This is a genomic window from Butyrivibrio sp. XBB1001, from assembly GCF_000424505.1.
In the GTDB taxonomy this organism is placed as follows: domain Bacteria; phylum Bacillota; class Clostridia; order Lachnospirales; family Lachnospiraceae; genus Butyrivibrio.
Genome location: NZ_AUKA01000006.1, coordinates 220,803 through 247,516, shown reverse-complemented (window position 1 = coordinate 247,516; position 26,714 = coordinate 220,803). Strand labels below are relative to the sequence as shown.

Genomic DNA, 26,714 nt, shown 5'->3' with positions numbered 1-26,714 from the left:
GAGAATGATGCAAAAATAGCAAAATAAGAAAGATTGCATGACAGTGGATCAAGAAAGTCATGCAAGAAAAGGAAAAGTGCTGGGCATGCATCACTGAACCTCCGCTGTGGATGCGCTCCTTACGGAGATGGAGTTTATTGCTTCGCAATACCGCTAGGGCGAGAAAGAGTCACAAGCGACTCTTTGTTCTTATGCACAATATATCGTATAATTATATATGATGATATGGGCGTCAAAAGTCAAAATGCATACAAGCCCTAGGGTTAAGCATTTTGACTTTAAGACCCGAACAAATATGAGGAATAAGCGATTCATATATCATCATATGATAGCATGAATACACTAGCGCTTCACACAGTAGAAAGGCGGCTCTATGAATATAGCTATTATTCTTGCAGGTGGCACAGGGACAAGGGTTGGAGGAGATATTCCCAAGCAGTTTGTGGAATTATCCGGACAAATGATGATCATGCATAGCATGAAGGCATTTGCAGAATCTGAGTATGTAAGTAACATCCAGATTGTAGCTGATGAAGCTTTTAGGGAATTTATAGAAGATGCCATGTTTGAAGGTGGAGATAATCCTATAAGCGAGAAGTTCCTTGGCTTTTCTGACCCGGGAGAAAACAGGCAGATGTCGATTTATAATGCTCTTGTAGATATTGGAAAGACACTAGGAGAGAGCTCAATTGACGGAGTCATTATCCACGATGCCGCAAGACCATTTGTGAGTCTGGAAACAGTAAATGAGTGTCTTCTTGCCTTGGATGAGCATGATGGGGCCATGCCGGTTCTGCCTATGAACGATACTGTGTACTTTAGTAGAAGTGGCGTGCAGGTGGAGGAACTATTAAACCGCAATAATATATATGCCGGCCAGGCGCCAGAAGCATTCCTTTATGCCAAGTATCTTAAGGCCAATAAAGACCTTTTGCCAGATAAGATACTCCTGATCAAAGGTTCTACAGAACCGGCTATAATGGCTGGAATGGACGTGGCCATGATTCCTGGAGATCAGAGAAACTTTAAGGTTACAACTGCACAGGATCTTGCCAGGGCAAGGCAGCTTATAGATGCTACTGACTAAACTACAGTGAATAGCAGAATTGTACGACGTTTACTATAGCTAGAATGAGACATAAGCTACATGGTAAATTTCCAGCAATCTGAGAGGATACAAATGAAAGCACAAGTGCTGTATGGTATAGGAAATATAAAACTTACAAATGTTGATGAGCCTGTTCCCAGGAAGGGCGAGGCTCTTGTCAGAGTTATGTGCTGCGGCATCTGTGGATCTGATATTCCAAGGATATATAAGTCGGGAGCTCACAATATGCCTATTATTCCTGGCCATGAGTTTTCAGGTGTTGTGGAAAAGTGCAAAGATAAGCCAGCCCTGGTAGGTAAAAGAGTTGGCGTATTCCCACTAATTCCATGCAGGGAGTGTTCTCAGTGCAGGGCGGGACATTACGAGATGTGCGAAAACTATGATTACCTGGGATCAAGGAGCGATGGCGGATTTGCTGAGTATGTGGCAGTTCCTATATGGAATCTGGTACCGCTTCCTGATGATGTTTCATTTATTGAAGCTGCTATGCTGGAACCAATGAGTGTTGCGGTACACTCAATCAAAAGAGCTGGGCTTTTAGACAAAAAAAACAAAGCTCTTCCAGCTTGTAGGGAGAGAACAATCGTCATCTGTGGCCTGGGAACCATAGGGCTTTTAACCTGTAGATTTCTCTTGGATGCAGGCTATGAGAGTGTGTATGTTATAGGCAATAAGGATATTCAGAAGGAAAAATACATATTAATGGGCGGAAACCCAGAATATTTCTGTGATGTAAGGTACAAGGATCCAATAGCATTTGTAATGAGTGCAAGTAACAATAGAGGTGCTGACAATTATTTTGAATGCGTAGGCAGACCTGAAAATGTAGAGCAGGCGATAAAATGTACTGCACCACTAGGTACATTGATGCTTGTTGGAAATCCTGCCTCTGACATGGAACTTAAGAAAGACACCTACTGGAAAATACTTCGCAAACAGATGACAGTCCTTGGAACCTGGAATTCTTCCTACGATGGAAGAGGTGACAGAAAGAAAAAAACAGATGACTGGCAATATGTTATAGACCGCTTATCATCGCTAAAGGCGGACAACCTTGTTACACATGTATTTGACCTTGAGCACATGTCTAAAGGACTAGATATTATGAAACGAAAATCTGAAGATTATGTGAAGATTATGGTCAAAATGGTTTAATGATAATAAAAATGTGCTAAAATACACCTTGTTGTTTTTGTAAGTTTATTTGAAGGGATTTTTAAAATGAAAGTAGTAATTTTAGCAGGTGGTTTTGGAACCAGAATCAGTGAAGAGAGCCATTTAAGGCCCAAGCCAATGATTGAGATCGGAGGCAAGCCTATCTTGTGGCACATTATGAAGGAGTATTCCCACTACGGATTTAATGAATTCATTATCTGCGCTGGTTACAAGCAGGAGGTGATCAAGGAGTATTTTGCAAATTATTATCTCCACAACTGTGATGTTACTTTTGATTTCGCCAATAGCGGTCAGATAGAATTTCACTCACAGAAGGCTGAGCCCTGGAAGGTTACAGTAGTTGACACAGGTTATAGCACAATGACAGGTGGACGTATCAAGAGAATCAGGGAGCACGTTGGAAATGAAGCCTTTTTCATGACCTATGGTGATGGCGTTTGCGATATAGATATGAATGATCTTCTTGCTTTCCACAAGGAACATGGCAAGATAGCTACTGTTACAGCTATTCTGGCTGGACAGAGATTTGGTGTATTTGATATAGACAGAAATGACAAGTCAATAGTAAGAGACTTCAGAGAAAAGGCCAGCATTGATGGAGCCAGAATAAATGGCGGTTACATGGTTCTCGAGCCGGGAGTATTCGACTACATAGAGGGTGATGAGACCTTCTTTGAAAAAGAGCCTATGCATAACCTTGTTAAGGACGGCCAAATGGCAGCTTATGAATACAATGGATTCTGGAAGTGCATGGATACTGCCCGTGAAAGAGATGAGCTTTCAAGTCTTATAGAGACAGGAAGAGCTCCTTGGATCAAATGGTGATGATATGAAAGTTTCAGATTATATTGTAGATTTTTTGAGTAAAAAAGGTGTCACCGACTGCTTTATGGTTGTGGGCGGTGGCGCTATGTTTTTGGATAATTCCTTTGGACACGCGGAAAAGATAAAGTGCACTCACTTTCATCATGAGCAGGGCGCAGCTATTGCGGCGGAGAGTTATTCAAGATATGAGAATAAGGTTGCAGCGCTATGTGTAACATCAGGCCCTGGTGGAACTAACGCCATTACAGGTGTTCTTGGTGGATGGCTTGATTCTCTTCCAATGTTTGTGGTCAGTGGTCAGGTTCGTTATGACACTACTGTCAGATATTGGAAAAAATATATGGAGTCCCAGGGATGTGACACGGATTACCCTGATCTTAGATCACTTGGAGATCAGGAGTACGATATTACCAAAATGACCAGCCCTATGTGTAAGTATGCAGTAATGCTGGAGGATCCTACGGACATCAGGTATCATCTTGAGAAAGCCTGGTTCCTCATGAATAACGGAAGACCTGGTCCTGTGTGGATTGATGTACCTGTTAATTTCCAGAACACAGATGTGGATGTGGCCCTGCTTAGAGGCTATGACCCGGAGGCTGAGGGAGACATGGCTCTTTTGCCACCTGCATTTACAGCTGAAAAGGCCAGAGAAATAATTGATGCCGTCAGAAACGCCAAGAGGCCTGTAATCTACGCAGGAGGCGGAGTAAGAGTATCCGGCGGATTTGAGGCCTTTAGGAAAATGGTGGATAAACTTGGAGTTCCAGTTTGTACCTATTGGAATTCTATAGATCTTATAGAGGATGATAATCCGTTATATTGCGGAAGAGGCGGCAATATGGGGGACAGGGCCGGTAATTTTGCTGTGCAGAATGCAGACCTTGTGCTGGTTATTGGAAGCCGTCTGTCCATAAGGCAGGTTGGATATACCTGGAAGACCTGGGCGAGAGCAGCAAGAGTCATAATGGTTGATATTGACAGAGCTGAGATGGACAAGCATACGCTTCATGTGGACACTAGGATTTGGGCAGATGCCAGGGACTTTTGTCAGGTTATGGCAAAAGAAATCCCGGATGGTGAAACTGTATTTGGAGGCGAGGACTGGAGAGCACAGTGCCGCAGCTGGAAAGAAAAATATCCAGTTGTTTCCAGAGCTCAGAGAGAAACCGGGGACAAGGAAGTTAATGTTTACGGCTTTGTGAGAGCATTATCTGAAAAGCTTGATAAGAACAGTCTTACAGCGGTCAGCAATGGTGCATGCTGCGTCGCAGGACATCAGAGCTATTGCATCAAGGAAGGAACCCGATTCATCATAAACAATGGTGTTGCCAGTATGGGATATGGCCTTCCTGCAGCAATTGGACTTTGCATATCTGCAGGAAAAAGAGAGACTATCTGCCTTGAGGGTGATGGCAGTATCATGATGAACCTTCAGGAACTTCAGACTATTATTACTAATAAGCTTCCTGTTAAGATTTTTCTTATCAATAATGCAGGCTATCATTCTATAAGGATCACTCAGAATAATATTTTTTCTGAGTACTCCAAGGTTGGAATAGGACCAGAGAGTGGAGACTTGGCTTTCCCAAGCTTTGAAAAGATTGCGGATGCATTTGGATACAAGTATATTTCAGTAAAAAAAGGCAGTGAGCTTGATAGTAAGCTAGAACAGGCTCTTTCAGAGAATGGGCCTGTCTTTTGCGAAGTATTTACTGATACTACGCAGGTTTGGGAACCGAAGAGCAGTGCCAGAAGAAATCCTGATGGAACCCTCGACAGCCCACCTCTTGAGGATCTTGCTCCATTCCTTCCAAGAGAAGAACTTAAGGCCAATATGTATATTGATTTCTAATAATCATATATAAAGTGAAATAAAATTACAAAATTAAATCTGTATATGATTATTTGTATGATTGGTATATAGATAAAATGATGTAGATGTCAAAGGTATATTTTGCACCTTATGATATACGAGGTAATGAAAGGGAGTAGATAATGGGAAATAAGGGGACCTTTATAATTAAGGTGGACCATTGTCAAAACGAGACCTGGCAGGGCCGCGTTATATGGGCAGATGAGAACAAGACAGATTATTTTCGGAGCACGTTAGAACTGATTCAGATGATAGATGGGGCTATCAAGAATGGGCAGATGAGTTCAAAAAGAGAAGGGACGGCTTAGCGAAAATGGGTGATGCGAAACAAATGCTGTTTGCTAGAAATTTGATAAGTATTTGTGTGGATAGCAATGAAAATGCTGATTTCCAGGGAAATGTGTGGCATCAGTATTCTGATGATCCTATATGCTTTAAGAGTGCTACCAGCATGTTGACCATGGTAGATGGTCTCATGGATGAGTGGGATTTTCCACAAAAGGGTCTCGAGCAGAGAGAGTTTGTTTCCACAGAGCATCGCAGACACCAGAGAGTCGATGTGGCTGATGACGAGCTGGTGATTGACAAAGTTCAGAAGAGACATGGAACCAGAAATATTCAAAATAAGAAAGGAAAGCTCGGAACTTTTATAGTTCAGATAGCTTTCAGACAAAACGCTACATGGCAGGGCAATGTAGTGGTAGTTGACACAAATGACAAGAAAACCTTTTCAAGCGCCATGGAACTCATTAGAATAATGAGTGATAGTTTGAAAGGGGATTGAGTAAGTTGTTTGTAAAAATATGTAAACTAATAAATAAGATATTCTTTTGGCTTTTAGGGATACTTGTTTTTGGTGCATTAGCATTTGCCATAGGGTTTAAGATCTATACAGGAGACTATTATAGGGCAGACAGTGAAGTAATATCAGAGATAGCTGACAAGTCGAATGATCAGGTACAGGTATTCTCCGATGATGATCTGTTTGTTTTTGTTCCATCCAGGAGTGAGGTCAAGGCTGTCATAGTTTTTTATCCAGGTGGCAAGGTTGAATATCAGGCTTATAGTGGACTTATGTACGAGCTTGCAGACAGAGGCTTTTTATGTTTGCTTCCTAGAATGCCGGAAAATCTGGCTTTTCTAAGGTCTAATGCAGCAGATATCATAAAAAACCAATATCCTGATGCAGCTAAATATGCTGGGGACCTTGACTGGTATCTGGCAGGCCATTCTCTTGGTGGTGTTGCTGCAACTACCTACCTTGGAGAGCAGGAAGATGGTGAGTACAAGGGCATCATTCTGTGTGCATCCTATCCAGGTGTTGATCTTAGCCAAAAAGATGTAAGGCTTTTGTCAATTTACGGGTCAGAGGATACCGTATTAAATATGAATAACTATGATAAGAGTAGGACTTTTTGGCCATCTGACAGTGAGGAATATGTAATAGATGGTGGAATACATTCCTATTTTGGCAGTTATGGAATACAGGAAGGGGATGGAAATCCTTCCATTACTAACCTTGAGCAGATTGAAATAGCTGCGGATGTAATTTCTTCATTTATCTGTGAATGATTGTACATTTTATGTTCATGAAAGATACTTTTTGTTAGGTTTAAATATGCTATCATGTAAGGGAAAAATTACATGGTAGCATTTTTTCTTTTTATCATTTCGGAGGTATTTATGAATTTTAACGTTGTAGAAGTGTTTGCAAGGAGTGTGACAATAGAGCTTGATACAGATAAGATATTTTGTCAGGATGAGGAATACACTCTTTTTATAGATGGAAAAGAGACCTTAAAGGGCACTCAGAATGTGACCTCTGTGACAGGTCTTTTACCAGACAGGGAGTATGAGATAACTCTTGAGATTGCAGGAGAGAGGACTAGTAAGAAAGTCACTACCAGACATGAGTCAGTCCTTCTAAACGTAAGATCTTTTGGAGCTAAGGGAGATGGAAAAACTCCAGATACTGCGGCTATTCAGGCTGCAATCTGCGCATGCCCTGTGGATGGTACAGTTTATTTGCCAAAGGGAACTTACTATGTGACACCGCTTTTCCTTAAGAGCAATATGACTCTTTGGCTAGATGAGGACGCAGTTCTTCTTGGAGATACTGATAGAAATCATTATCCTGTTCTTCCTGGAATGACGATGACTACAGATGAAAAAGACGAGTATAATCTTGGAACCTGGGAGGGTAATCCTCTTAACTGTTATGCATCACTTATTACAGCAATTGATGCTGAAAACATCAATATTATTGGACCAGGAACACTTGATGGAAATGCGCAAAATAGCGATTGGTGGGTTAATGCCAAGGTAAAAAGAGGCGCCTGGAGACCAAACATCATGTATCTTGTAAGGTGCAAGAATGTCAGGGTGCAGAACATCAAGGTTCAGAATTCTCCATGTTGGAACATTCATCCTTACTACTGTGATGATCTTAAGTTCCTGAATTTGTATATTCAGAATCCTTCCAATTCGCCTAACACTGATGGCCTTGATCCAGAGAGCTGCAAGGATGTTCTGGTGCTTGGAACGGTGATTTCTGTTGGTGATGACTGTATGGCTATAAAGAGTGGCAAGTATTATATGGCCAAGGAGCATCACAAGGTTACAGAGAATGTTACAATCCGCAACTGCAAGTTTGAAAAGGGACATGGTAGTGTGACTGTAGGTAGTGAGGCAGCAGGCGGAGTCAAGAATATCAGGGTATCTCAGTGTATCTTTGACGGAACTGACAGAGGTCTTCGTATAAAGACAAGGCGTGGCCGCGGAGAGAGATCAGTTCTTGATGATATTATTTTTGAAAATATAGATATGAATGGTGTGCACATGCCATTTACTGTTAATATGTTCTATTTCTGTGATCCTGACGGACACAGTGATTATGTACAGAATCAGGCGCCAGCTCCAGTAGATGAGATGACTCCGGTAATTGGAACTATAGCTGGCAGAAACATTAGCTGTAAGGGCGCAAGTGCCTGTGTGCTCTGCGCAGTAGGACTTCCAGAGAGGCCTATAGGACAACTCCTTTTTGAAAACATAGACGTAGAGTTTCTTCCTGAAGGCGAAAGAGTAGCCGATAGGCCGGTTATGATGGACAACTTTGATGAGATGAGTGGCAGAAGTATCTACGCCAAAAACGTCCAGAACCTTACCCTCAAGAACGTAAACATCAGAGGTAGTGTCGACACCCAGCCCGAACTCATCTCCGTAGAGCACACCGACCTCACAGACGTATACTACCAGCCCCTCAAAGCCCAGTAACACTCCACAGGCGCCGCAGCAGGAGGTTGCTTGTTCAAAAAGTTTTTTTGGCGGTTCATTCGCTGGGATTTAAGGCATTCCCAAAGATGCCCCAAAATCCTACGAATTAAACTCAGCTCGTCCCAGAATCATTTGGCGGGTGGATTTGGTACTCGCGAGCGTTACAAAGACGTTCCATTTTCTAATGCTCCCAAGGCAGCCTTTCCTGCGCATGCGAAGCGTTGTCTGAAGCAGGACGGGTAATAAATCATATATTATGAAAATGCCATCTGACGCTTTGCGTCATTAAAAAATGCGAAATCAACTTCTTCAAGTTTACTTGAAAGATTGATTTCGCATTTTTTGTTAACGCCCGCATTGCGGGCTATGGCATTTTCTGTTGTAATTATCCCCCGTCCTGCAAGTTTACGCTGCAGCATGCGCTTTAAAAGAAAGGCTGCGGGAGCATCTAAGAAAATGTGAACTTCTTTGTCGCGAGTGAGACCAGATCCCTTGCCAAATCCAAAATTCTGGGATCGAGCTTCGGACAGGTAATTCGTAAACAGGATTTTGAGGCGCTTTGGGAAGGCTCTTAAATCCTCAGCTCTCTCTTACGCCAAAAAATACTTTCTTGAACATCGCAAAGAGCTGCGCGCCGTCTGGGAAGGTGAATGAGGTGGTGGGGCGGGCTGGGGAGAAGTCGTGGAAGAGTTGTTTTGGGGCTGGCCGAGAGAAGGTTGTAGAAGAGTTATGGGCAGGCCAAGTGTTTTGGGGAGGAACACGGTGTGATATAATCTTGTTAAAAAACAAGCTAGGCATGCCATGTAGATTGCGGCGTGGTATTGGACTGGATGGAGTTGAGTGTATGAGAAGTTTGGGGAGAGGTTTTTACCTTAGATTGAATCTGCTGATAATTATTGTGGGACTGGCTGTGGCTATACTTCAGGGGAATAGTGCTACGGCGGTTGTGGGAAGTACTCAGAGAGGAGTGCTGCTTCCGGCTATTTATGGGCTTTTTATAATCTGCATAGCAGTTATTTATTATCTTAAGAAAAGCGATAATCTGGGGACAGAAGGTGCCTTGTTGTTCACTGTGTTTCTGGGAATGCTGCTTAGGACAGGCTATGTTCTCATGTACGATATCTATACCCTGCAAAATGATGTGGGAACTTTTACAGGATTTGGGACAAGCCAGGTTAATACAGGCCACATCGGCTATGCGGAATATATTTATAAATTTATGAAACTTCCGGATATGGATCCATATGAGCTGTTTCCTTATTTTCATCCGCCAGTGCATTACATAATAGAAGCACTTTGGCTGACGCTTCAGCGTATAATTGGTGTTCCGGAAGCTCTTGCTTTTGAAAATCTCCAGATACCAACACTTATATATTCAGGCCTTTGCATAGTAGTTATGGTGCATATCCTTGATGAAATGGGAATTGGAGAAAAAGGGCTTGTTGTGGGCAGCATTATTATGGCGCTGCATCCAAAGCTTATTGTTTTTGCAGGCTCAGTTAATAATGATGCACTTTCTCTTTTGATGTTACTTGTAACAATCTGGAGAGTTCTTGTCTGGATAAATGATAAGACTTACCTGAATATTATATTGGCAGCGCTTTCTCTGGGAATTGGAATGGTGGTCAAATTAAACACCATGATCACAGCCTTTTCAATTGCAGTGATATTTCTTGTAAATCTGGTAAGCGTGATCAGACATGGCAACAGGGTGGAGCTTAGGGATACCTTTTTACAGTACATCGTATTTGCTTTTGTATCTATTCCTGTAGGTTTGTCTTTTGTAGTCAGAAACATTGTTGTGTTTGATAAATTGCCAGGAATTCCTACAATGACGCCTGATTCTTCCATGTATACAGGAGGGGCTTCTTTGTGGGAGAGATTTGGAATTCCATCTTTATCCGCTCTCCATCTGGAGTTTCCATTCCATGGTGTAAATGCCAGTTGGGCCAGCAATACCTGGGTCATCATGTTTCAGACCAGGATGTTTTCCGAAAGCTTTCCTGCTTCTATAGAGCCAGGAGTTCTGGCTATAGCACAGATAGCCTATGGCGCTTCAATTGCAGCTGGAGTTATTTTGGCGATTGCCTTTGTGATAGGATGCCTGTCCAGAATCCTGGTAGACCTTAGGGAAAAAGAGGAATGTATAGGAAATCTCTTTTTACTGCTGACGTTCTTATTCATTATGGGAAGCTATGCTTTATTTGTGCTTAAATACCCATACACCTGCAGCAGTGACTATAGGTATATTACTTCAGAGCTTGCATTTTTGACGATTGGCTTTGTCTGGATCATGAGACGGCGCGATAGCATAATTGGAAAAATCCTGCAGGGACTTGCCGGGGTGAGCGTTTCTGTAATGCTGATCGGAGCAATGATATTTATGCTTTTTTGCGACTTTTCAGTAGCGTGAAATGTTTAGAATATGGATGTATTCAAGGGAGTAGGATTTACTTATGAAGCTTAAATTTAAAAAGACGCTTTTGTATGTTGCACTTTTGATGGCGCTGGTGCTATCCCTTGTGGGATGCAGCAGGAAACCCAAGGTAGTAGAGCCTGGAACAGGCGCTGGAGCTGAAACTTCAGTTGAGGCATCGAATACAGTTTCTGGTGTTGCCAGTGCGCAAGAGCTATCGACAGTAGATGATGGCAGTACCGGAGTAAGTGAAGCTACGGCTGTAGATAACAGTAGTGCAGTAGCAAGTGAGATTACTACTGTGGATAGTAGCATAAGTGCTGATAATGCATCAGTAGAAGAAGCTCTTCCAGAGGATGGCACTTATACTTCCAAAGAGGATGTGGCTCTTTATATCCATATTTATGGTAAGCTCCCGTCTAATTTCATTACCAAGAAAGAGGCCAAGAAGCTTGGATGGCCCGGAGGGTCTTTGGAAAGTTATGCTCCTGGAAAGAGTATCGGTGGTGACTATTTTGGAAACTATGAAGGTCTTTTGCCTACTAAAGAGGGCAGGAAATACTATGAGTGTGACATAGATACTCTGGGAAAGAGTAAGCGCGGAGCAAAGCGCATTATTTATTCCAATGATGGACTTATCTTTTACACAGAGGATCATTACGAATCATTTGATCTTCTATACGGTGAGCCGTAACATGCTTATCTGAAGCTCTCTGGCGTGGAGTCGGAGCATGGCAATTCAAAAAACAATGTAAGAATAAGAGGAAATCAGAGTTGGAAAGAGTATATTATATAGACCTTATGGAAGTTCATAGCAAGGAGGATCTGCAGAATCTTTTGGTAAAAGAGCTGCCTCTTCCGGATTATTATGGCAGAAATCTTGATGCATTCAATGATGTTTTGAGGGAATATGGAGATGAGTGGAATTTAATTTTTTATAACTCCAAATTCGCACAGTACAGGCTGGATAAGTACTTTGAAGCCTTTAGAAGGCTGTGTGAGGAGGCATGCGAGGATATGGCAGGGCTGCAGATCAGATTTTATCCATGAAAATATATGCTATAGGTGTCACGAGTAAATTTAATACCTTGTGATAGTGCAGAGTTACTGATAAGAATGTTGCGAATCAGATAGGAGGGTAGCATGAGATATCCGGAATTTTTGAAAGAAGGCGGAACCATTGGATTTGTGGCACCATCTTTTGGGTGCACCTTCGAACCTTATATCAGCAGATTTGAAAATGCCAGGAAAAATTTTTCCAGCATGGGCTACAAATTGGATGTTGCTCCAAACTGCAATAAAGCTGAAGGAATCGGAATCAGTAATAAACCTGAAAAGTGCGGCAGAGAGCTCACTGACTATTATAAGAGTTCCCAGAACGATGTGCTTATGTCTGTTGGTGGTGGAGAACTTATGGATGAGGTGGTCCCATTCATTGATTTTGAGGCAGTAAAGAGATTCAGCCCCAAGTGGTTCATGGGATATTCAGACAACACAAACTTTATCTTCCCATCAGTAACTATCGCAGATACTGCAGCTATCTATGCGCCCTGCGCTGGTGACTTTGGAATGGAGAAGTGGAATCCTGCAATCCAGGATGCTCTAGATCTTATAACAGGAAAAAAGCTATCTTTTTCAAACTATGATAAGTGGGAGCTGGAGCTTCCAGAAGGGGCAGATGACCTTTGCAGCTACTATGTGACAGAGCCTAATAAGATGAAAGCCTATGTCCCAGGCGAAAAAGCTCAAAAGAGCCAGACTTTCTGCTCAGGGCCAGAGGATGTTACCTCTGGGGAAGATGTTACAGATGAAATTGCATTTAGCGGGCGCCTTATCGGGGGATGCCTTGACTGCCTTGTAAATCTTGCAGGAACCAGATTTGATAATACCAGGGCCTTTGTGGAAAAGTACAAAGAGGATGGCTTTATATGGTTTTTGGAAGCCTGCGATCTAAATGTTTATAGTATCAGAAGGTCGATATGGAATCTTAGAGAGGCCGGATGGTTTGAGCATGTTAAGGGCTTTTTGATCGGTCGCCCGGGGGCTGCCTTTGGGCAGGAGATGTTTGGACTTAACCAGTACAATGCTGTTATTGATATGCTGGGACAATTTGGAGTGCCAATTTTAATGGATCTTGATATTGGCCATCATCCACCAATGATTCCTTTGGTATGCGGAAGCTACGCCAGGGTTTCATTTAGAGATAATAGATTTACAATTTCCTATGATCTTAAATGATCATCAGATAATTAAATGAAATAAGTATTGAGGAGAAAAGTTATGAAAAACAGGGTTTGGAAGATAATGGGGGTTATCCTTGTTATCGCTATTTTTGCTGGAGGCTGGTATTGGGACGTCCGTGCAGCAAATACATTTGCTTCGGAGAGTCCTGCACAAGAAGTAAGTGCAACAGGCAGTGCATCGAATGAAAGTTTAGAGGAGGTAGAAGTAAGTACTGCAGAAGCTTCACAAAAGGATATCGCACAGGAAGAAGCGTCGGTAGAAGCATCAGCTGAAGCGTCGATAGAAGCCTCAGTAGAAGAAGCGGATGAAAAAGGTAACGAAACCGGGTTAAGAGAGATGCTCTTTTCAGATTACAAATCTGACAATGAAAAGCTCCTTGATATGTTTATCAATAATGAAGTCACTGCTGTAAATCCTATGCACACTGAGAGTAAACCTTTTTATATTTCAGATATCTGTCAAGATCCGAATGATTACTTTTCCTATCATTACATTTTGGGAAGAGCAGATCTTGATAATGATGGAGAAAATGAACTTCTTATGGGTGGCCCCTATGGCGGATACTATTTTGATGCACGTGATGGCCAGGTTTTTGTAATGGCAGAAGGCGAAGGATCAGCGTCAGCTTTAGATTACTGTTATTATGAAGGAAGAGCCTATATCCTTCATACTGATACATCTCACCAGGGAAGGCTGATCTACTGCTTTAATTCATATGATGAAAATGGCAATATTACGGAAAGCTTTAAGCTAGAAGCCTTTAGCGAGACAGATACATACGATGATGAGAATGCTACATTTTACTTCAAAGATGAGGAGATAACAGCTTGTAAATTTGAAGAGATAAAAAACGAAATAAGGAAAAGGGATTATGAGGGCGAATATACAGATACTGAGGTTGGTGATCCTAATCTTTGCATCGCCAGAAATGGAAGGGACTACATAGTCCAGATAGGTATTTTCAGGCTTACATCCATAACTGACGGACTTGGGACTCTTACTGATGAGGGCATTGAGTTTACAGCAACCGATGCTGCAGGAAACCCTATTTCTGGTATTATTACGTTTGAGGACCATAATGCAACTGTGACCTTTACAGATTCTACCTGGTCCGGAATAGAAAATGGGGACAGCTTCACATATGAGTATTATAGCTATAAACCGCAGTTTGAGAAGTTATCAAAAATGTTTAGAGATAGCTATAGCGTTGTGATAAATGATGTTGGAGATAATAAGGTACGTGTCATAAAGAGTGTTCGCGAAGCCACAGGACTTGGGCTTAAAGAGGCAAAAGAGCTTGTGGAGGCAGCACCATCTGAGGTGACACAGTATAGTTCCCTTATAGAAGCTCAGAAACTTAGAGATGAATTGGAAACATTGGGAGCCAATGTGACAATAAGATAAAGATAATGAAAAACGCGCATATCAATGTGAAGGATCACAAAGGTATGCGCGTTATTTACATAATTAAGGCTATATTATTTACTTATCGCTGCGGCGAAGGATTTCTGTGTAAGCAAGGATAAGTGGTGCAACACCCTTGGCTTCGTTTTCTACAACGGGCTCTGAGAAGTAGTATTCAAGAGAGCCGTCTCTGTGCTGGGCTCCGCCAAGTCCAGCTACAAGGCATATTCCGCCAAGCTTTGGTGAACCATCCTCATTGCGGGATAAGTATTTTTCAGTGATTCCATCAAAAGCCTTCATGGCAACGTCTTCGAATCTCTTTGGAAGATATCCAAGTCGTACGCCCTTAAGGAGTCCGTAAGCTATAAGGGCTGTTCCTGAAGTCTCAAGGTAGTTTCTAGGGTCATCTTTTTTATCTACAACCTGGTAGAACATACCGCTTTCATCCTGGAAAGGAATAAGTGAATCAGCAAGGTTTTTAAGCATTGTCTGAAGGTATCTATACTCGTAGTACATTGATTCATCCATTGCTTCTGCTGTGTCCACAAGAGCAACAGTAAACCAGCCAAGGGCACGGAGCCAGAAGTTAGGGCTACAGCCAGTTTCCTTGTCAGCCCAGTACATATCGCGGCTCTCATCATAGCCGTGGTAATAAAGACCTGTCTTTTCATCCTTCATAAGGGATTCAACATTCTTGAACTGTTTGAAGGAATCAAGGCATCCCTGCATCTTGTTGTAGCGGCGCTCATATTCCATGTAGAAAGGCTGAGCCATATACATGCCATCAAGCCATACCTGATATGGATAGATGTTCTTGTGCCAGAAGTTGCCGGCGTTTGTACGAGGCATTGTATCGAGCTGTGCTCTTACAGTATCCATGGCCTTTCTATACTTCTCTTTGCCTGTAAGATCATATAATTTGAACAGGTTCTTGGAGGGATTAATATTATCAAGGTTGTATTCTTCAGTACTATAGGTCTTGATAGAACCGTCATCCTGAACAAACCATCCCACAAATTTATCAGCAAAATCAAGATATTTCTGATCCCCGGTCATCTCGTAAAGAGAAAGGACAGCAGTGATCATGCAGCCGTCAATATAGTTCCATTTGTTAGGTTTGCCGCTAAGGACATTCTCAATGTTCCAGTATGGGTGCTCAGCGTCAGATTTCTCAAGAAGGAAATCAACATATTCGCTCAGCATCTTGAAGGTTTCTTCTCTTGTCATAATAACTCCATTCGTGATAGTTGTTTAAACAGAAAAATTACTCAAATGTAAGTGCTTACATTTTAGCATATATCAGCATTTTTATCCAATATGAATTTTTTGAGAAGATATTTGCTATAAGTGATAGGAAATATAGACTTTGAATGGATTTTGTTGACTTAAAAGGGTGTAAATATTACTATAGGTTGTACAGATTGAGAGGTATATTATGGCAAAGAAAACAAGTTCAAAAGTTAATAATGTATATAAAGATATCACAGCCAGAATGCTGAATTTCATTGATGAGAGTCCAACATGTTTTCAGGTGATCGACAATCTCAAAAAGAGACTTGTTGCAGAAGGCTATGAAGAGCTTGATGAGGCTAAAGAGTGGAAGCTTGCGCCTGCCAAATCCGGTAAGGGAGGCAAGTATTTCGTAACAAGAAATGATTCATCTATTATTTCTTTTAGTATTCCTAAAAAGGACTTCAAGGGCTTTTATATGATTGCCAGCCACAGCGATTCTCCTTCTTTTAAGATCAAGGAGAATCCAGAGATGGAGGTTCCAGGCGCATATATCAAGCTTAACGTTGAGAAATATGGCGGAATGCTCTGTGCTGAGTGGTTTGACAGACCTTTATCTGTAGCTGGAAGACTCATAGTAAAGGGCAAAAATGGCAAGGCTGAAACAAGGCTTGTAAATGTAGATAAAGATCTTTTAATGCTTCCTGCTCTAGCAATTCACATGAATAGAGAGGCTAATGACGGATACAAGTACAATGCCCAGAAGGATATGCTTCCAATTTTTGGAGATGACAGTGCCAAGGATAAGTTCTTTGAAATTGTCGCTAAGGCAGCTGGTGTAAAGGCTGGAGATATTTTAGGACATGATCTCTTTTTATATAACAGAGTTAAGCCAACAGTATGGGGAGCTTCTGATGAGTATATAGCAAGCTCACGACTTGATGATCAGGAGTGTGTATACACTACATTTGAAGGCTTTATGAATGCCGGGGCTTCTGATAATGTTGCAGTTCACTGCGTATTTGATAATGAAGAGGTTGGAAGTGGAACCAAGCAGGGAGCAGCTTCTACTTTCCTTAAGGACACTCTTACAAGGATCAATGAGAGCCTTGGAAGAACTAATGAGCAGTACTACACAGCAGTGGCTCAGAGCTTTATGATATCTGCTGACAATGCTCATGCTATTCACCCTAATAACCTTGATAAGGCTGATCCTGTTAACAGACCGGTTATGAATAAGGGAATAGTTATCAAGTACAATGCTAATCAGAGATATACAACAGATGCTGTTTCTGCTGCTACTTTTAAGATGATGTGCGACAAGGCAGGTGTGCCTTACCAGAGCTTTACAAACCGCTCTGATATGCCAGGAGGATCAACACTTGGTAATATTTCAACTGCTCAGGTGGCTGTCAATACTGTAGATATTGGTCTTGCACAGCTTGCAATGCACTCTCCATATGAGACTGCAGGCAGTAGAGACCCTGAGTATCTTGCTGCAGTATCACAGGTCTTTTACGAGAGCTGAGAAATAATAAAATATCCATTTCAGATTTTTTTATTCGTCGGGGCGAATTCTGAAATGGCCAATTTAGGAGGAATTATGGGTTTATTTGATTTGTTTGGAGGGAAGAAAGCTTCTGAGGAAGCCAAGGCGCAGGAGGAACTTAGCGCTGCAAGCCAGAAGGAAAAAGAGATGCAGGCTGCAATGGATGCGCATGCAGATATGGAGTGGCCAGGATTTCCACGTCTTAATCCGGTAAACGGCCAGGAAATTGGCGAGGATGCCATGCCTGAGACAGTGACACAAGAGAGGAAAAATGAGATAGGAGAGATGATCTATGACGATGATATCTCGCCAGATTCTCTTAGATTTTTATCTAATCAGGAAGTGCTGTTTCTTTTAACTGCTCTTGAAGTGTTCCAGAAGAAGGCTCCACTTCCAGGTTTTGAAAAGAACCACAGAAAGATCTATAACGAACTTTTAAACAGGGTAAGAGATGCAGAAACTTTGTACGTTCTGTATGATGCAACTACAGGCTATCCGTTTATAGATCATGGCTTTGGAAATGTTTATTTCGAGAAGGAACTTGCCGAGAAGGCAGCAGGTCTTTTTGCCAAGCAGTTTAGAAAACTTATGGTCAGAGATATCAAGGTTGAGAATCCTGATGATACAGCGGCTGTAAAGAGAGGTTTCTTTGATTACCTGTATTATATAGGTGTTGAGAACATTTTTGTGGATAACGGAGCTTACAGAGCAAGATTTAAGAGAAACGAGATAGTGGCTGCGCCTGGTGATTGGAATAACGAAGACCTTGGCAAGCATCCTGTTAATCCCGCACTTAATTTTGCAATGCTTGACTTCATCGAAGAAATCAGATGGCCTGTTCAGTATGAGAAGAGGAATGAGATTATAAGAGCCAAGGAGATGAGGATGTTATCACTCATCAGATCCAGCAACTTTATTGTGCCTATGCAGCATGAAGGTCCCGCTGAGGTTCTAGAAGATGGCAGAATGAAGTTCAATAAGGATTCCAAGTTCAAGTTCCTTATGCTCAATACCAAGGATGACAAGCACTTTCTTCCTATATTTACAGATGGTATAGAATTTGGCAAGAAGCTTCGCGGTACTGAGTGGAATGCTGCTGTATTCAAGTATCAGGATATTTTGAAATTTATGTCTGACAAGGATGGCATCACCATTAACCCAGAGGGACAGAGCATTGTTCTTCCAAGAGAGAGAATGGCCATGTTGGAGGCCGCTGGAATACAGGCGGACAAGATGAAGGCACAGGCTGGAGTAGGCCCTAAACCAGCGACCAGCTCAGCTAGTGACTCTCAGGACGTGGCTGTACAGAAAGCTTTAAATCAGGCCATGGCTCGCATGAACGAGAAAAAAGATAACTGATAATTAGCTTGTTAATAAACGGATATTAGTCTAAAATATATAATGTAGACTAATATCCGTTTTCGTATGTATTAAAGAGTTGCTTTTAGTACCTAACGAGGTAAAAATATGCTGGATAGATTACTGGGAAACTATATGCTTGAAAAGGGTCTTCTTAGTAAGGGGCAGTTAATTCAGGCGTTTCAGACTCAGGAGAGTAAAAGAGCCAAGCTCGGCGTAATTGCAGTATCAGAAAAACTCATGACCATAGCTCAGGCAGAACAGGTAAATGCTCTGCAGGCATCTATGGATAAGCGTTTTGGAGATATTGCTATTGAAAAGGGATATCTATCAGAAATTCAGTTGTCCAGACTTCTGGAGCTTCAGGGTAATTCATACCTGTCATTTGTCCAGTCCCTGGTTGATGATGGGCTTCTATCTATGGAGCAGGTAACAAAGGCAGAAGAAGACTATCAGAAGGAAAATGGATTTACGGCCACAGATATGGCGGAACTTAAATCAGGGAATATTGACAGAATAGTTTCTATCTTTATTGATAGCGCTGATGAGGCTTACAAGAAGCTCTTTTCCATGGCAATCAAAACTATGTACAGATTAGTGGATAATCATGTGTATATAGGCAAAGCCTATAGAACAAATTCTATAAGAGCAGAAGTTTTGGGTTATCAGAAATATAGAGGTGATGAAAAGGCAACAGTGGCCATCAGTGGGAAATATGCTGATGTGCAAAAGGTTGCTATAGCCTATACCAAGGAAGAATTTATTGAAACGGAGGAGGATGCACTAGACGCCACCTGTGAGTTCATAAACTGCATTGATGGACTCTATGCTACTGAAAAGAGCCTTGAGGGCATCAAGATTGAACTTGATCCACCGGAATTCTTTGTATCCTATACGGAGGCTACAGGTCCTATAGTGGCTATACCGGTTTATCTTAGTGGCGGAGAGATTCTTTTCTTTGGAACAATAGCAGAGGACATGAAGATCGGATAAAGGTTAATCCTTTGGAGGAAGGCAATGAAGACTGTACTAATAGTTGATGATTCAAGAACATCACGCAGGATACTAAGGGACATTCTCGAAAAAGCAGGCTACGAAGTTGTAGGTGAGGCAGTAAATGGTCAGGACGGTTTTGATCAGTATGTTAAGCTTGGACCGGATGTAGTAACCATGGATATTACAATGCCTCAGGTAGACGGCCTTGAGTCTTTAAAGCTGATAAGGAAATTCAATCCAAATGCCAAGGTTATTATGATCACCGCGGCCGGACAAAAAGAGAAAATGGTAGAGGCAGTAAAATACGGGGCTATAGAATTTATTGCCAAGCCATTTATGGAATCTAGCGTGTTAGAGGCACTTAAGCATTGCTAATAAAGGAGATATTTGCGACAATATAAGCCGAGGGGATTTTTGGTCTCTTCGGCTTTTCTTTATGTTTTTTTGGAGGCTTTTTATGAATAGAAAGGTACTTATTACAGGAGCGTCAAGAGGAATAGGACGCAGCATTGCAGAAGGCTTTGCCAGAGAGAAGGATAATCTTTTCCTTATTTGCCAGAATAGTTACGATTCACTTAGCTCTTTTGCACGGGAACTTTCAGATAAATATGGAATAAAGGCAAAGGCCTTTGGATGTGATGTGGGAGATTATGAGAGCCTTAGGCAGGTCTTTTTGCAGATAGAGGATCTTGACATTGTTGTTAACAATGCTGGTGTGGCCTGGCTTGGACTTTTGACGGATATGGAGATTACAGATTGGAAAAAACTGATGGCCACAAATCTGGATTCAGTCTTTTATACAAGTAAGCTTGCGGTTCCTATGATGGTTTCAAAACACAGCGGAAGAATAGTAAATATTTCCTCTGTATGGGGAAATGTTGGCGCATCATGCGAGGTGGCCTATTCAGCTTCCAAGGGCGGCGTTAATTCTTTTACCAGGGCTCTGGCAAAAGAACTTGCACCAAGCGGTATAGCTGTTAATGCGGTGGCCTGTGGTGTTATAGATACAGATATGAACAGAAAACATTTATCTGAGGAAGATATGGAAGAACTTCGATCCGAGATTCCAATGGACAGGATAGGTGACCCAAAAGAGGTAGCAGAACTCGTTATAAAAGTCTGTGAGGCTCCTATATATATGACGGGACAGATAATCACAATTGACGGAGGCTGGGTGTAATATAGCTATTTAATTTTCTTTTTAGAAAATAGGTCTTTACAAAAGCAATATGATATTATAAATTAAATTGTACACAATCTAAATAAAACGTAAATTTGATTTTTTTTATAGCAAAAGGAGGCATTTTATGTACGATCTTATTATAGTAGGTTCAGGACCAGCAGGTCTTTCAGCAGCAGTTTACGCCAAGAGAGCAGGACTCAAAATGATCATTATTGAAAAGAATCCTGTGAGCGGCGGACAGATAATCGACACTTACGAGGTAGATAACTATCTTGGAATTCCTGGTGTCAATGGATTTGACCTTGGAATGAAGTTCAGAGAACATGCTGACAAGCTTGGAGCAGAGTTTGTAGACGCCACAGTAAGCGCTATAGAAGTGGTAGAGGCAGGTTCTGATACAAAGGCTCCTGTTTATAAGGTTGTAACTGACAATGGCGAGTTTGAGTCAAATACGGTTATCCTTGCTACAGGCGCACATCATTCAAAACTAGAGATTTCCGGAGAAGAGGAATTTATCGGAAAGGGTGTTTCTTACTGCGCAACATGTGACGGTGCTTTCTACAGAGGAAAGGTTACAGCTGTTAATGGCGGCGGTGATGTTGCTGTTGAGGATGCTATTTTCCTTTCAAGATTCTGCAGCAAGGTTTACCTTATTCATAGAAGAGATGAGCTTAGAGCAACAAAGATCCTCCAGGAAGAGCTCTTTGGTCTTGAGAATGTAGAAGTTATCTGGGATAGCGTTGTAAAAGAAATCAAGGGCGAGGATAAGGTCAATCAGCTCGTTATAGAGAATGTTAAGACCAAGGAAGTAAGTAATGTGGATGTTGATGGAATCTTCGTTGCTATTGGAATTCGTCCTTCAACTGACCTTGTGGATGGCCTTGTAGAGCTTGATGGACAGGGATATGTTGTAGCAGGTGAGGATGGAGCAACTTCTGTTCCTGGTATTTTCGTAGCTGGAGATTCTCGCAAGAAGAGACTTCGTCAGATTGTTACAGCTGTAGCTGATGGAGCCAATGCAGTAACTGCAGTTCAGGATTTCCTTGTTGGAAAAGAAAGATAAAAGCAATAAAATTTACTAAAAAAATACCTGCGAGTGACTTACGATTTGACAAAATTTAATAAATAGTTTATATTCGTAAAAGATGTAACAAATTTCGTAACAATTTTGGAGGTTCGTTTTGAGAAAAGCAAAAATGCAGCTTCTTGCTTTATCAGTCACAGCTGCTATTACTTTTTTAGGTTCTAATGTAGACGCTTTTGCTGCATCCAATACATCATCTAACAAGGTGACAAGCGTAATGCCTCAGGCAGGTATAACATATGCACTCGGCAGCAATCAGGTTTCACTTTCAAACCTGCAGCAGTCAGTAGAAACTAGTAAGACACAATCAGAGAATTCATCCACTAATAGTACTTCTTCAGATGAAGTGGATTTATCAAATGCAGTAACAGATGTAACACCACTTGCTTCAACAGTAACAGATAACGTTCTTAGAGATATCCAGAATGCTACAGGTGCTGTTATCAAGGATTCAGCAGCAGCTTCTGAAGGCTCTTCAGAAACAGCGCAGGATTCCGAGGAAGAGATGTTTAAGTCTCTTGTTATTGCCAAGGTAACTAATTACGTAAACGTAAGAGATCTTCCCAGTGAGGAAGGTGAGATAGTTGGTAAGCTCTATGACAAGTCAGTTGGTACTTTTATAGAGGAGAAAGATGGATGGTACAAGATCCAGTCAGGTTCCGTTGAAGGTTACGTCAAGGCAGAGTTCTGTGTAACTGGAGATGACGCAGTTGAACTTGCTAAGGAAGTTGGAACCAGAATTGCTACAGTAACAACTACTACTCTTAAGGTTAGAAATGGTGCTGGACTTGATGCTGAAGTTATAGGCCTTGTTCCTATCGAGGATGAACTTGTAGTTACAGAGGAACTTGATGGATGGGTTAAGGTTAGTATCGAGGAAGGTGATGGTTACGTTTCAACTGATTACGTAACTCTTTCTACAGAATTTGTTAAGGCTGAATCCAAGGCAGAGGAAGAGGCTCGTCTTGCCAAGGAGGCTGCAGCAAGAGCAGCAGCTAATAAGGCAGCTAAGAGTAGCACATCTACTTCTTCCAGCTCATCATCTGGATCAAGCTACAATTCAGCTAGTTCATATACAACAGAGACCAGCTCAATTGGTTCTGCAGTTGCCCAGTTTGCTTGCCAGTTCGTTGGAAATCCATATGTATATGGAGGAACAAGCTTAACAAATGGTGCTGACTGTTCAGGTTTCGTTATGAGTGTATATTCTAACTTCGGTGTTAGTCTTCCTCATAGTTCAGGTGCTGACAGATCAGTGGGAGCAGCGGTTGATGGACTTGCAAATGCTCAGCCTGGTGATATTGTCTGCTATTCAGGTCACGTTGCTATCTACATTGGAAACGGACAGATCGTACATGCTTCTACAGCCAAGACTGGTATTAAGATTTCTAATGCTGATTACCGTTCAGTACTTGCTGTTAGAAGAATCTTCTAATAATAAGAATATTAATTGATAATATAGTGGAACTAATAGATCATTTGATTTGTTAGTTCCATTTTTTTCTATTATATGATTTCGTATATCGCTGCAATCCAGGGTAATACTGGCTGCTTGCCTTTTGAATCTTACTGATTTCTCTGATATGCACTAAAGTACAAAAGTCAACATAAATTAATAATTTTTTTTTCACACATTTTTCAAAACTTATCCACAATCCACAAAATAAAAAGTCAGCTTTTAACTACTTATACACGAAGTTATCCACATTGTCCACAAATATCCACAATTGGAAGTGGATTTTACGCAATCGAAAACAAGGGATATTTTTTGTGCATAATACACAAAAAGACTCTGTTAATAAAAAGATTATCTTTATTGGACGGTTATAAATTGCACGGATGACTTGTTAAATGGTATAATAGCGTATAGACAAAAGCGGCATAAAATGCACTATTGTCTTAAATATGGCCAGAGATATTTCTTTTTTCAGAAATTATCACAAGGCGACAGCAAAGGGGATGATTGCATGAAATTTACAATCGTAGGTAAGAACATCGAAGTAACACCCGGTCTTCGTAGTGCAGTTGAGGAGAAGATAGGCAAGCTGGAGAAGTACTTTACTCCCGACACAAATGCAAATGTTACTCTTAATGTGGACAAAGAGAGACATAAGATCGAAGTCACCATTCCCGTAAAAGGAAAAATCATCAGAGCAGAGCAGGTCAGCAACGATATGTATGTATCAATTGACCTGGTAGAGGAGGTTATTGAAAGACAGCTCAAGAAGTACAAGAGCAAACTTGTTGATAAGCAGCAGGCAGAAGCCAGCAATTTTAAGAAGGAATATATTGAATCAGACTATATGGACGATGAAGATATCCGTATAGAGCGTATGAAGAAGTTTGATCCCAAGCCTATGTATGCTGAGGATGCGTGTGTTCAGATGGAACTTTTAGGCCACAACTTCTTTGTATTTGTAAATGCAGAGACTGATCAGGTTAATGTGGTTTACAAGAGAAAAGGTAACACTTACGGACTTATTGAGCCTGAGGTATAAGCGGAAACGAATAAACTTTGCACAGTTTCCGCCATTTGAATGAAATCTAGAAATAGCAGTGCTATAGGAATATGGCACTGTTATTTTTTTAACAACATATTGATAAATATATATCAATTTATGGCTTTTTAATAAAAATAATACGTAAGGATGATAGTTTTTGTTGCATTTGCCCAAGGTGGATGCTATAATTATTCTGTTCTGATAAAAAATTATCAAACTAGTTTTAAACATTCGGATACATTTTTTTGATGTGTCCACAATAAACAAAATGGAGGAAATAAATTATGGCACAGAAGGTAGTTATAGCAGGTGCTTGCAGAACAGCTATTGGTAAGATGGGCGGAGCCCTCAGCAATACTCCTGCAGCAGAACTTGGCTCAATCGTAATCAAAGAGGCACTTAACAGAGCAGGTGTTAAGCCTGAGTTAGTAGATGAGGTCCTTATGGGATGCGTTATCCAGGCAGGTCTTGGACAGAACGTAGCTAGACAGGCATCTATCAAGGCAGGTCTTCCAATCGAGACTCCTGCTGTTACACTTAACGTAGTTTGCGGATCAGGCCTTAACTGTGTCAATATGGCTGCTGACCTTATCAAGGCTGGCGAGGCTGATATAGTTGTAGCAGGTGGTATGGAGAACATGTCAATGGCTCCTTATGCACTTCCAAATGCACGTTTCGGATATCGTATGAACAACGGAACAGTTGTAGATACTATGGTTAACGATGCTCTTACAGATGCATTCAACCACTATCACATGATGATCACAGCAGAGAATATCTGCGACAGATGGAACCTTACAAGAGAAGAGCTTGACGAGTTCTCAGCTAATTCTCAGCAGAAGTGTGAGAAGGCTATGGCAGAAGGCAAGTTCAACGATGAGATCGTTCCTGTTCCTGTAAAGGTTAAGAAGGAAATGGTAGAGTTCAAGGTTGATGAGGGCCCTCGTGCTGGAACAACTGTTGAGACTCTTGCTAAGCTTAAATGCTGCTCTGGTAAAGAGGGCGGACTTGTAACAGCTGGTAATGCTTCAGGTATCAACGATGGTGCTGCAGCAGTAGTTGTTATGAGCGAAGAGAAGGCTAAGGAGCTTGGAATCAAGCCTATGGCTACATGGGTAGGCGGAGCTCTTGCAGGTGTTGAGCCTGAGATCATGGGTATCGGCCCTGTTGCAGCTACTAAGAAGGTTCTTAAGAAGACAGAGCTTTCACTTGATGATATCGATCTTATCGAGGCTAACGAGGCATTTGCAGCACAGTCTGTTGCTGTAGCTAAGGACCTTGGATTTGATATGAGCAAGGTTAACGTAAATGGTGGTGCTATTGCACTTGGACATCCAGTTGGAGCATCAGGATGCCGTATCCTTGTTACTCTTCTTCATGAGATGGCTAGAAGAGAAGATGTTAAGAAGGGTCTTGCTACTCTTTGCATCGGCGGCGGAATGGGATGCGCTACAATCGTAGAACGCTACGAGGCTTAATATGTTTATTGTAGCCTGCTGTGCTTGCGCAGCAGGCTATTATCAATAATTTTCACAGGAGGAAATTAGAAATGGGTTTCGTTAATTGCGAAGTAAAAGAAAACATCGCTGTTGTTACAATCAATCGCCCAGAGGCACTTAACGCACTTAATTCACAGGTGCTTGATGACCTCGCTGCTGCTTTTGACAGTATCGACACAAACGTTGTAAGAGCTGTTGTCCTTACAGGTGCAGGAGAGAAGTCATTTGTTGCAGGCGCTGATATTGGCGAGATGAGTACTCTTTCAAAGGCAGAAGGAGAAGCTTTTGGTAAAAAGGGTAATGATATATTCCGTAAGATCGAGCAGTTCCCTGTTCCAGTTATCGCAGCAATCAATGGATTTGCACTTGGCGGTGGCTGCGAGATTTCTATGAGCTGCGATATTCGTATCTGCTCAGACAATGCTATGTTTGGTCAGCCAGAGGTTGGTCTTGGAATCACACCTGGATTTGGCGGAACACAGAGACTTGCAAGACTTATTGGTGCAGGAATGGCTAAACAGCTTATTTATACTGCACGTAACATCAAGGCTGATGAGGCTTACAGAATTGGTCTCGTTAATGCCGTATACACACAGGAAGAACTTCTTCCAGCTGCTGAGAAGATGGCTAGCCAGATTGCTGCAAATGCTCCTATCGCTGTTAGAGCTTGCAAGAAGGCAATCAACGATGGCCTTCAGGTTAACATCGATGATGCTCTTGTAATTGAAGAGAAGCTCTTTGGTTCATGCTTTGAGACAGAGGATCAGAGAGAAGGTATGGCTAACTTCCTTAGAAAAAAGGATGATCCAGCTAAGGTTAAGGTTGTAGCTTTTAAAAATGCATGATTAGGGATTCAAAGTCGAAAATTTTTTTGCTTGCAAATGAAAATTTGAGACCTTGAAGACCGGCATTTTTATGAGGAAGAAGCACGAAAGTGCGGATTCTGAATAAAAATAGCATGACGAAAGCAAAGCGGAGTCATGCGTAATCA

The 26,714-nt window shown here is 41.6% G+C and carries 24 protein-coding genes; 23 read left to right on the top strand and 1 reads right to left on the bottom strand.

Features of this window, described 5'->3' with window-relative positions; genetic code table 11:
- Window positions 1–373 precede the first annotated feature (373 nt).
- From G631_RS0107595 to G631_RS20145, 13 genes are all read left to right on the top strand, one after another.
- Entirely contained in the window at window positions 374–1,087 is a 714-nt protein-coding gene (locus tag G631_RS0107595; protein WP_026488940.1) for an IspD/TarI family cytidylyltransferase, read from the top strand.
- Window positions 1,088–1,180: 93 nt separating this feature from the next.
- Window positions 1,181–2,263, top strand: a complete 1,083-nt coding sequence (locus G631_RS0107590; protein WP_026488939.1) for a galactitol-1-phosphate 5-dehydrogenase — start codon at window positions 1,181–1,183, stop codon at window positions 2,261–2,263.
- A 66-nt stretch (window positions 2,264–2,329) separates the two neighbouring features.
- The gene (gene rfbF, locus G631_RS0107585; protein WP_026488938.1) at window positions 2,330–3,109 is read left to right on the top strand and encodes a glucose-1-phosphate cytidylyltransferase; all 780 of its coding nucleotides are present in this window, start codon (window positions 2,330–2,332) and stop codon (window positions 3,107–3,109) included.
- A gap of 4 nt (window positions 3,110–3,113) precedes the next feature.
- Window positions 3,114–4,964 (top strand): thiamine pyrophosphate-binding protein, encoded by a 1,851-nt coding sequence (locus G631_RS0107580; RefSeq protein WP_026488937.1) that lies wholly within the window; start codon window positions 3,114–3,116, stop codon window positions 4,962–4,964.
- 143 nt (window positions 4,965–5,107) lie between these two features.
- Window positions 5,108–5,293, top strand: coding sequence for a hypothetical protein (locus G631_RS0107575; protein ID WP_026488936.1), 186 nt, complete (start codon window positions 5,108–5,110; stop codon window positions 5,291–5,293).
- A 56-nt stretch (window positions 5,294–5,349) separates the two neighbouring features.
- Complete coding sequence (locus G631_RS0107570) at window positions 5,350–5,769, top strand: hypothetical protein (RefSeq protein WP_155833894.1); 420 nt, start codon at window positions 5,350–5,352, stop codon at window positions 5,767–5,769.
- 5 nt (window positions 5,770–5,774) lie between these two features.
- Window positions 5,775–6,557 (top strand): alpha/beta hydrolase, encoded by a 783-nt coding sequence (locus G631_RS18455; protein ID WP_035789483.1) that lies wholly within the window; start codon window positions 5,775–5,777, stop codon window positions 6,555–6,557.
- A 111-nt stretch (window positions 6,558–6,668) separates the two neighbouring features.
- A complete protein-coding gene (locus tag G631_RS0107560) occupies window positions 6,669–8,258 on the top strand; it encodes a glycoside hydrolase family 28 protein (RefSeq protein ID WP_026488934.1) in 1,590 nt (529 codons plus the stop codon).
- A gap of 844 nt (window positions 8,259–9,102) precedes the next feature.
- On the top strand, window positions 9,103–10,671 hold the full coding sequence (locus G631_RS0107545; RefSeq protein WP_026488932.1) for a hypothetical protein: 1,569 nt from the start codon (window positions 9,103–9,105) through the stop codon (window positions 10,669–10,671).
- Window positions 10,672–10,714: 43 nt separating this feature from the next.
- Window positions 10,715–11,368: a ribonuclease domain-containing protein gene (locus tag G631_RS21350; protein ID WP_026488931.1), complete on the top strand. Its 654-nt coding sequence runs from the start codon at window positions 10,715–10,717 to the stop codon at window positions 11,366–11,368.
- Between the two features lie 80 nt (window positions 11,369–11,448).
- Window positions 11,449–11,724 (top strand): barstar family protein, encoded by a 276-nt coding sequence (locus G631_RS18450; RefSeq protein ID WP_035789482.1) that lies wholly within the window; start codon window positions 11,449–11,451, stop codon window positions 11,722–11,724.
- A gap of 93 nt (window positions 11,725–11,817) precedes the next feature.
- Window positions 11,818–12,912 (top strand): S66 family peptidase, encoded by a 1,095-nt coding sequence (locus tag G631_RS0107530; protein ID WP_026488930.1) that lies wholly within the window; start codon window positions 11,818–11,820, stop codon window positions 12,910–12,912.
- Between the two features lie 42 nt (window positions 12,913–12,954).
- A complete protein-coding gene (locus G631_RS20145; protein ID WP_051196993.1) occupies window positions 12,955–14,322 on the top strand; it encodes a ribosomal protein bL12 in 1,368 nt (455 codons plus the stop codon).
- Between the two features lie 78 nt (window positions 14,323–14,400).
- On the opposite strand, the gene G631_RS0107515 is transcribed toward G631_RS20145, so the two are convergent.
- Window positions 14,401–15,549 (bottom strand): glycoside hydrolase family 88/105 protein, encoded by a 1,149-nt coding sequence (locus tag G631_RS0107515; RefSeq protein WP_026488929.1) that lies wholly within the window; start codon window positions 15,547–15,549, stop codon window positions 14,401–14,403.
- A 208-nt stretch (window positions 15,550–15,757) separates the two neighbouring features.
- Here G631_RS0107515 and G631_RS0107510 point away from each other — a divergent pair, with 208 nt between their 5' ends.
- The 10 genes from G631_RS0107510 to G631_RS0107465 all read left to right on the top strand — a co-directional run bounded on the left by G631_RS0107510 (window position 15,758) and on the right by G631_RS0107465 (window position 26,568).
- Window positions 15,758–17,080: a M18 family aminopeptidase gene (locus G631_RS0107510; RefSeq protein ID WP_026488928.1), complete on the top strand. Its 1,323-nt coding sequence runs from the start codon at window positions 15,758–15,760 to the stop codon at window positions 17,078–17,080.
- Window positions 17,081–17,155: 75 nt separating this feature from the next.
- Window positions 17,156–18,460 (top strand): SseB family protein, encoded by a 1,305-nt coding sequence (locus G631_RS0107505; RefSeq protein ID WP_026488927.1) that lies wholly within the window; start codon window positions 17,156–17,158, stop codon window positions 18,458–18,460.
- A gap of 108 nt (window positions 18,461–18,568) precedes the next feature.
- Window positions 18,569–19,453, top strand: coding sequence for a chemotaxis protein CheX (locus G631_RS0107500; protein WP_026488926.1), 885 nt, complete (start codon window positions 18,569–18,571; stop codon window positions 19,451–19,453).
- A gap of 24 nt (window positions 19,454–19,477) precedes the next feature.
- Window positions 19,478–19,831, top strand: coding sequence for a response regulator (locus G631_RS0107495; RefSeq protein ID WP_026488925.1), 354 nt, complete (start codon window positions 19,478–19,480; stop codon window positions 19,829–19,831).
- An 82-nt stretch (window positions 19,832–19,913) separates the two neighbouring features.
- Entirely contained in the window at window positions 19,914–20,636 is a 723-nt protein-coding gene (ymfI, locus tag G631_RS0107490) for an elongation factor P 5-aminopentanone reductase (RefSeq protein ID WP_026488924.1), read from the top strand.
- Between the two features lie 127 nt (window positions 20,637–20,763).
- A complete protein-coding gene (gene trxB / locus G631_RS0107485; protein WP_026488923.1) occupies window positions 20,764–21,702 on the top strand; it encodes a thioredoxin-disulfide reductase in 939 nt (312 codons plus the stop codon).
- Between the two features lie 118 nt (window positions 21,703–21,820).
- Window positions 21,821–23,158, top strand: coding sequence for a C40 family peptidase (locus tag G631_RS0107480; RefSeq protein ID WP_026488922.1), 1,338 nt, complete (start codon window positions 21,821–21,823; stop codon window positions 23,156–23,158).
- A 532-nt stretch (window positions 23,159–23,690) separates the two neighbouring features.
- On the top strand, window positions 23,691–24,221 hold the full coding sequence (gene hpf, locus G631_RS0107475) for a ribosome hibernation-promoting factor, HPF/YfiA family (protein ID WP_026488921.1): 531 nt from the start codon (window positions 23,691–23,693) through the stop codon (window positions 24,219–24,221).
- Window positions 24,222–24,508: 287 nt separating this feature from the next.
- A complete protein-coding gene (locus G631_RS0107470) occupies window positions 24,509–25,702 on the top strand; it encodes an acetyl-CoA C-acetyltransferase (RefSeq protein WP_026488920.1) in 1,194 nt (397 codons plus the stop codon).
- A 71-nt stretch (window positions 25,703–25,773) separates the two neighbouring features.
- Window positions 25,774–26,568: an enoyl-CoA hydratase-related protein gene (locus G631_RS0107465; protein WP_026488919.1), complete on the top strand. Its 795-nt coding sequence runs from the start codon at window positions 25,774–25,776 to the stop codon at window positions 26,566–26,568.
- The last annotated feature ends 146 nt before the right edge of the window (window positions 26,569–26,714 follow it).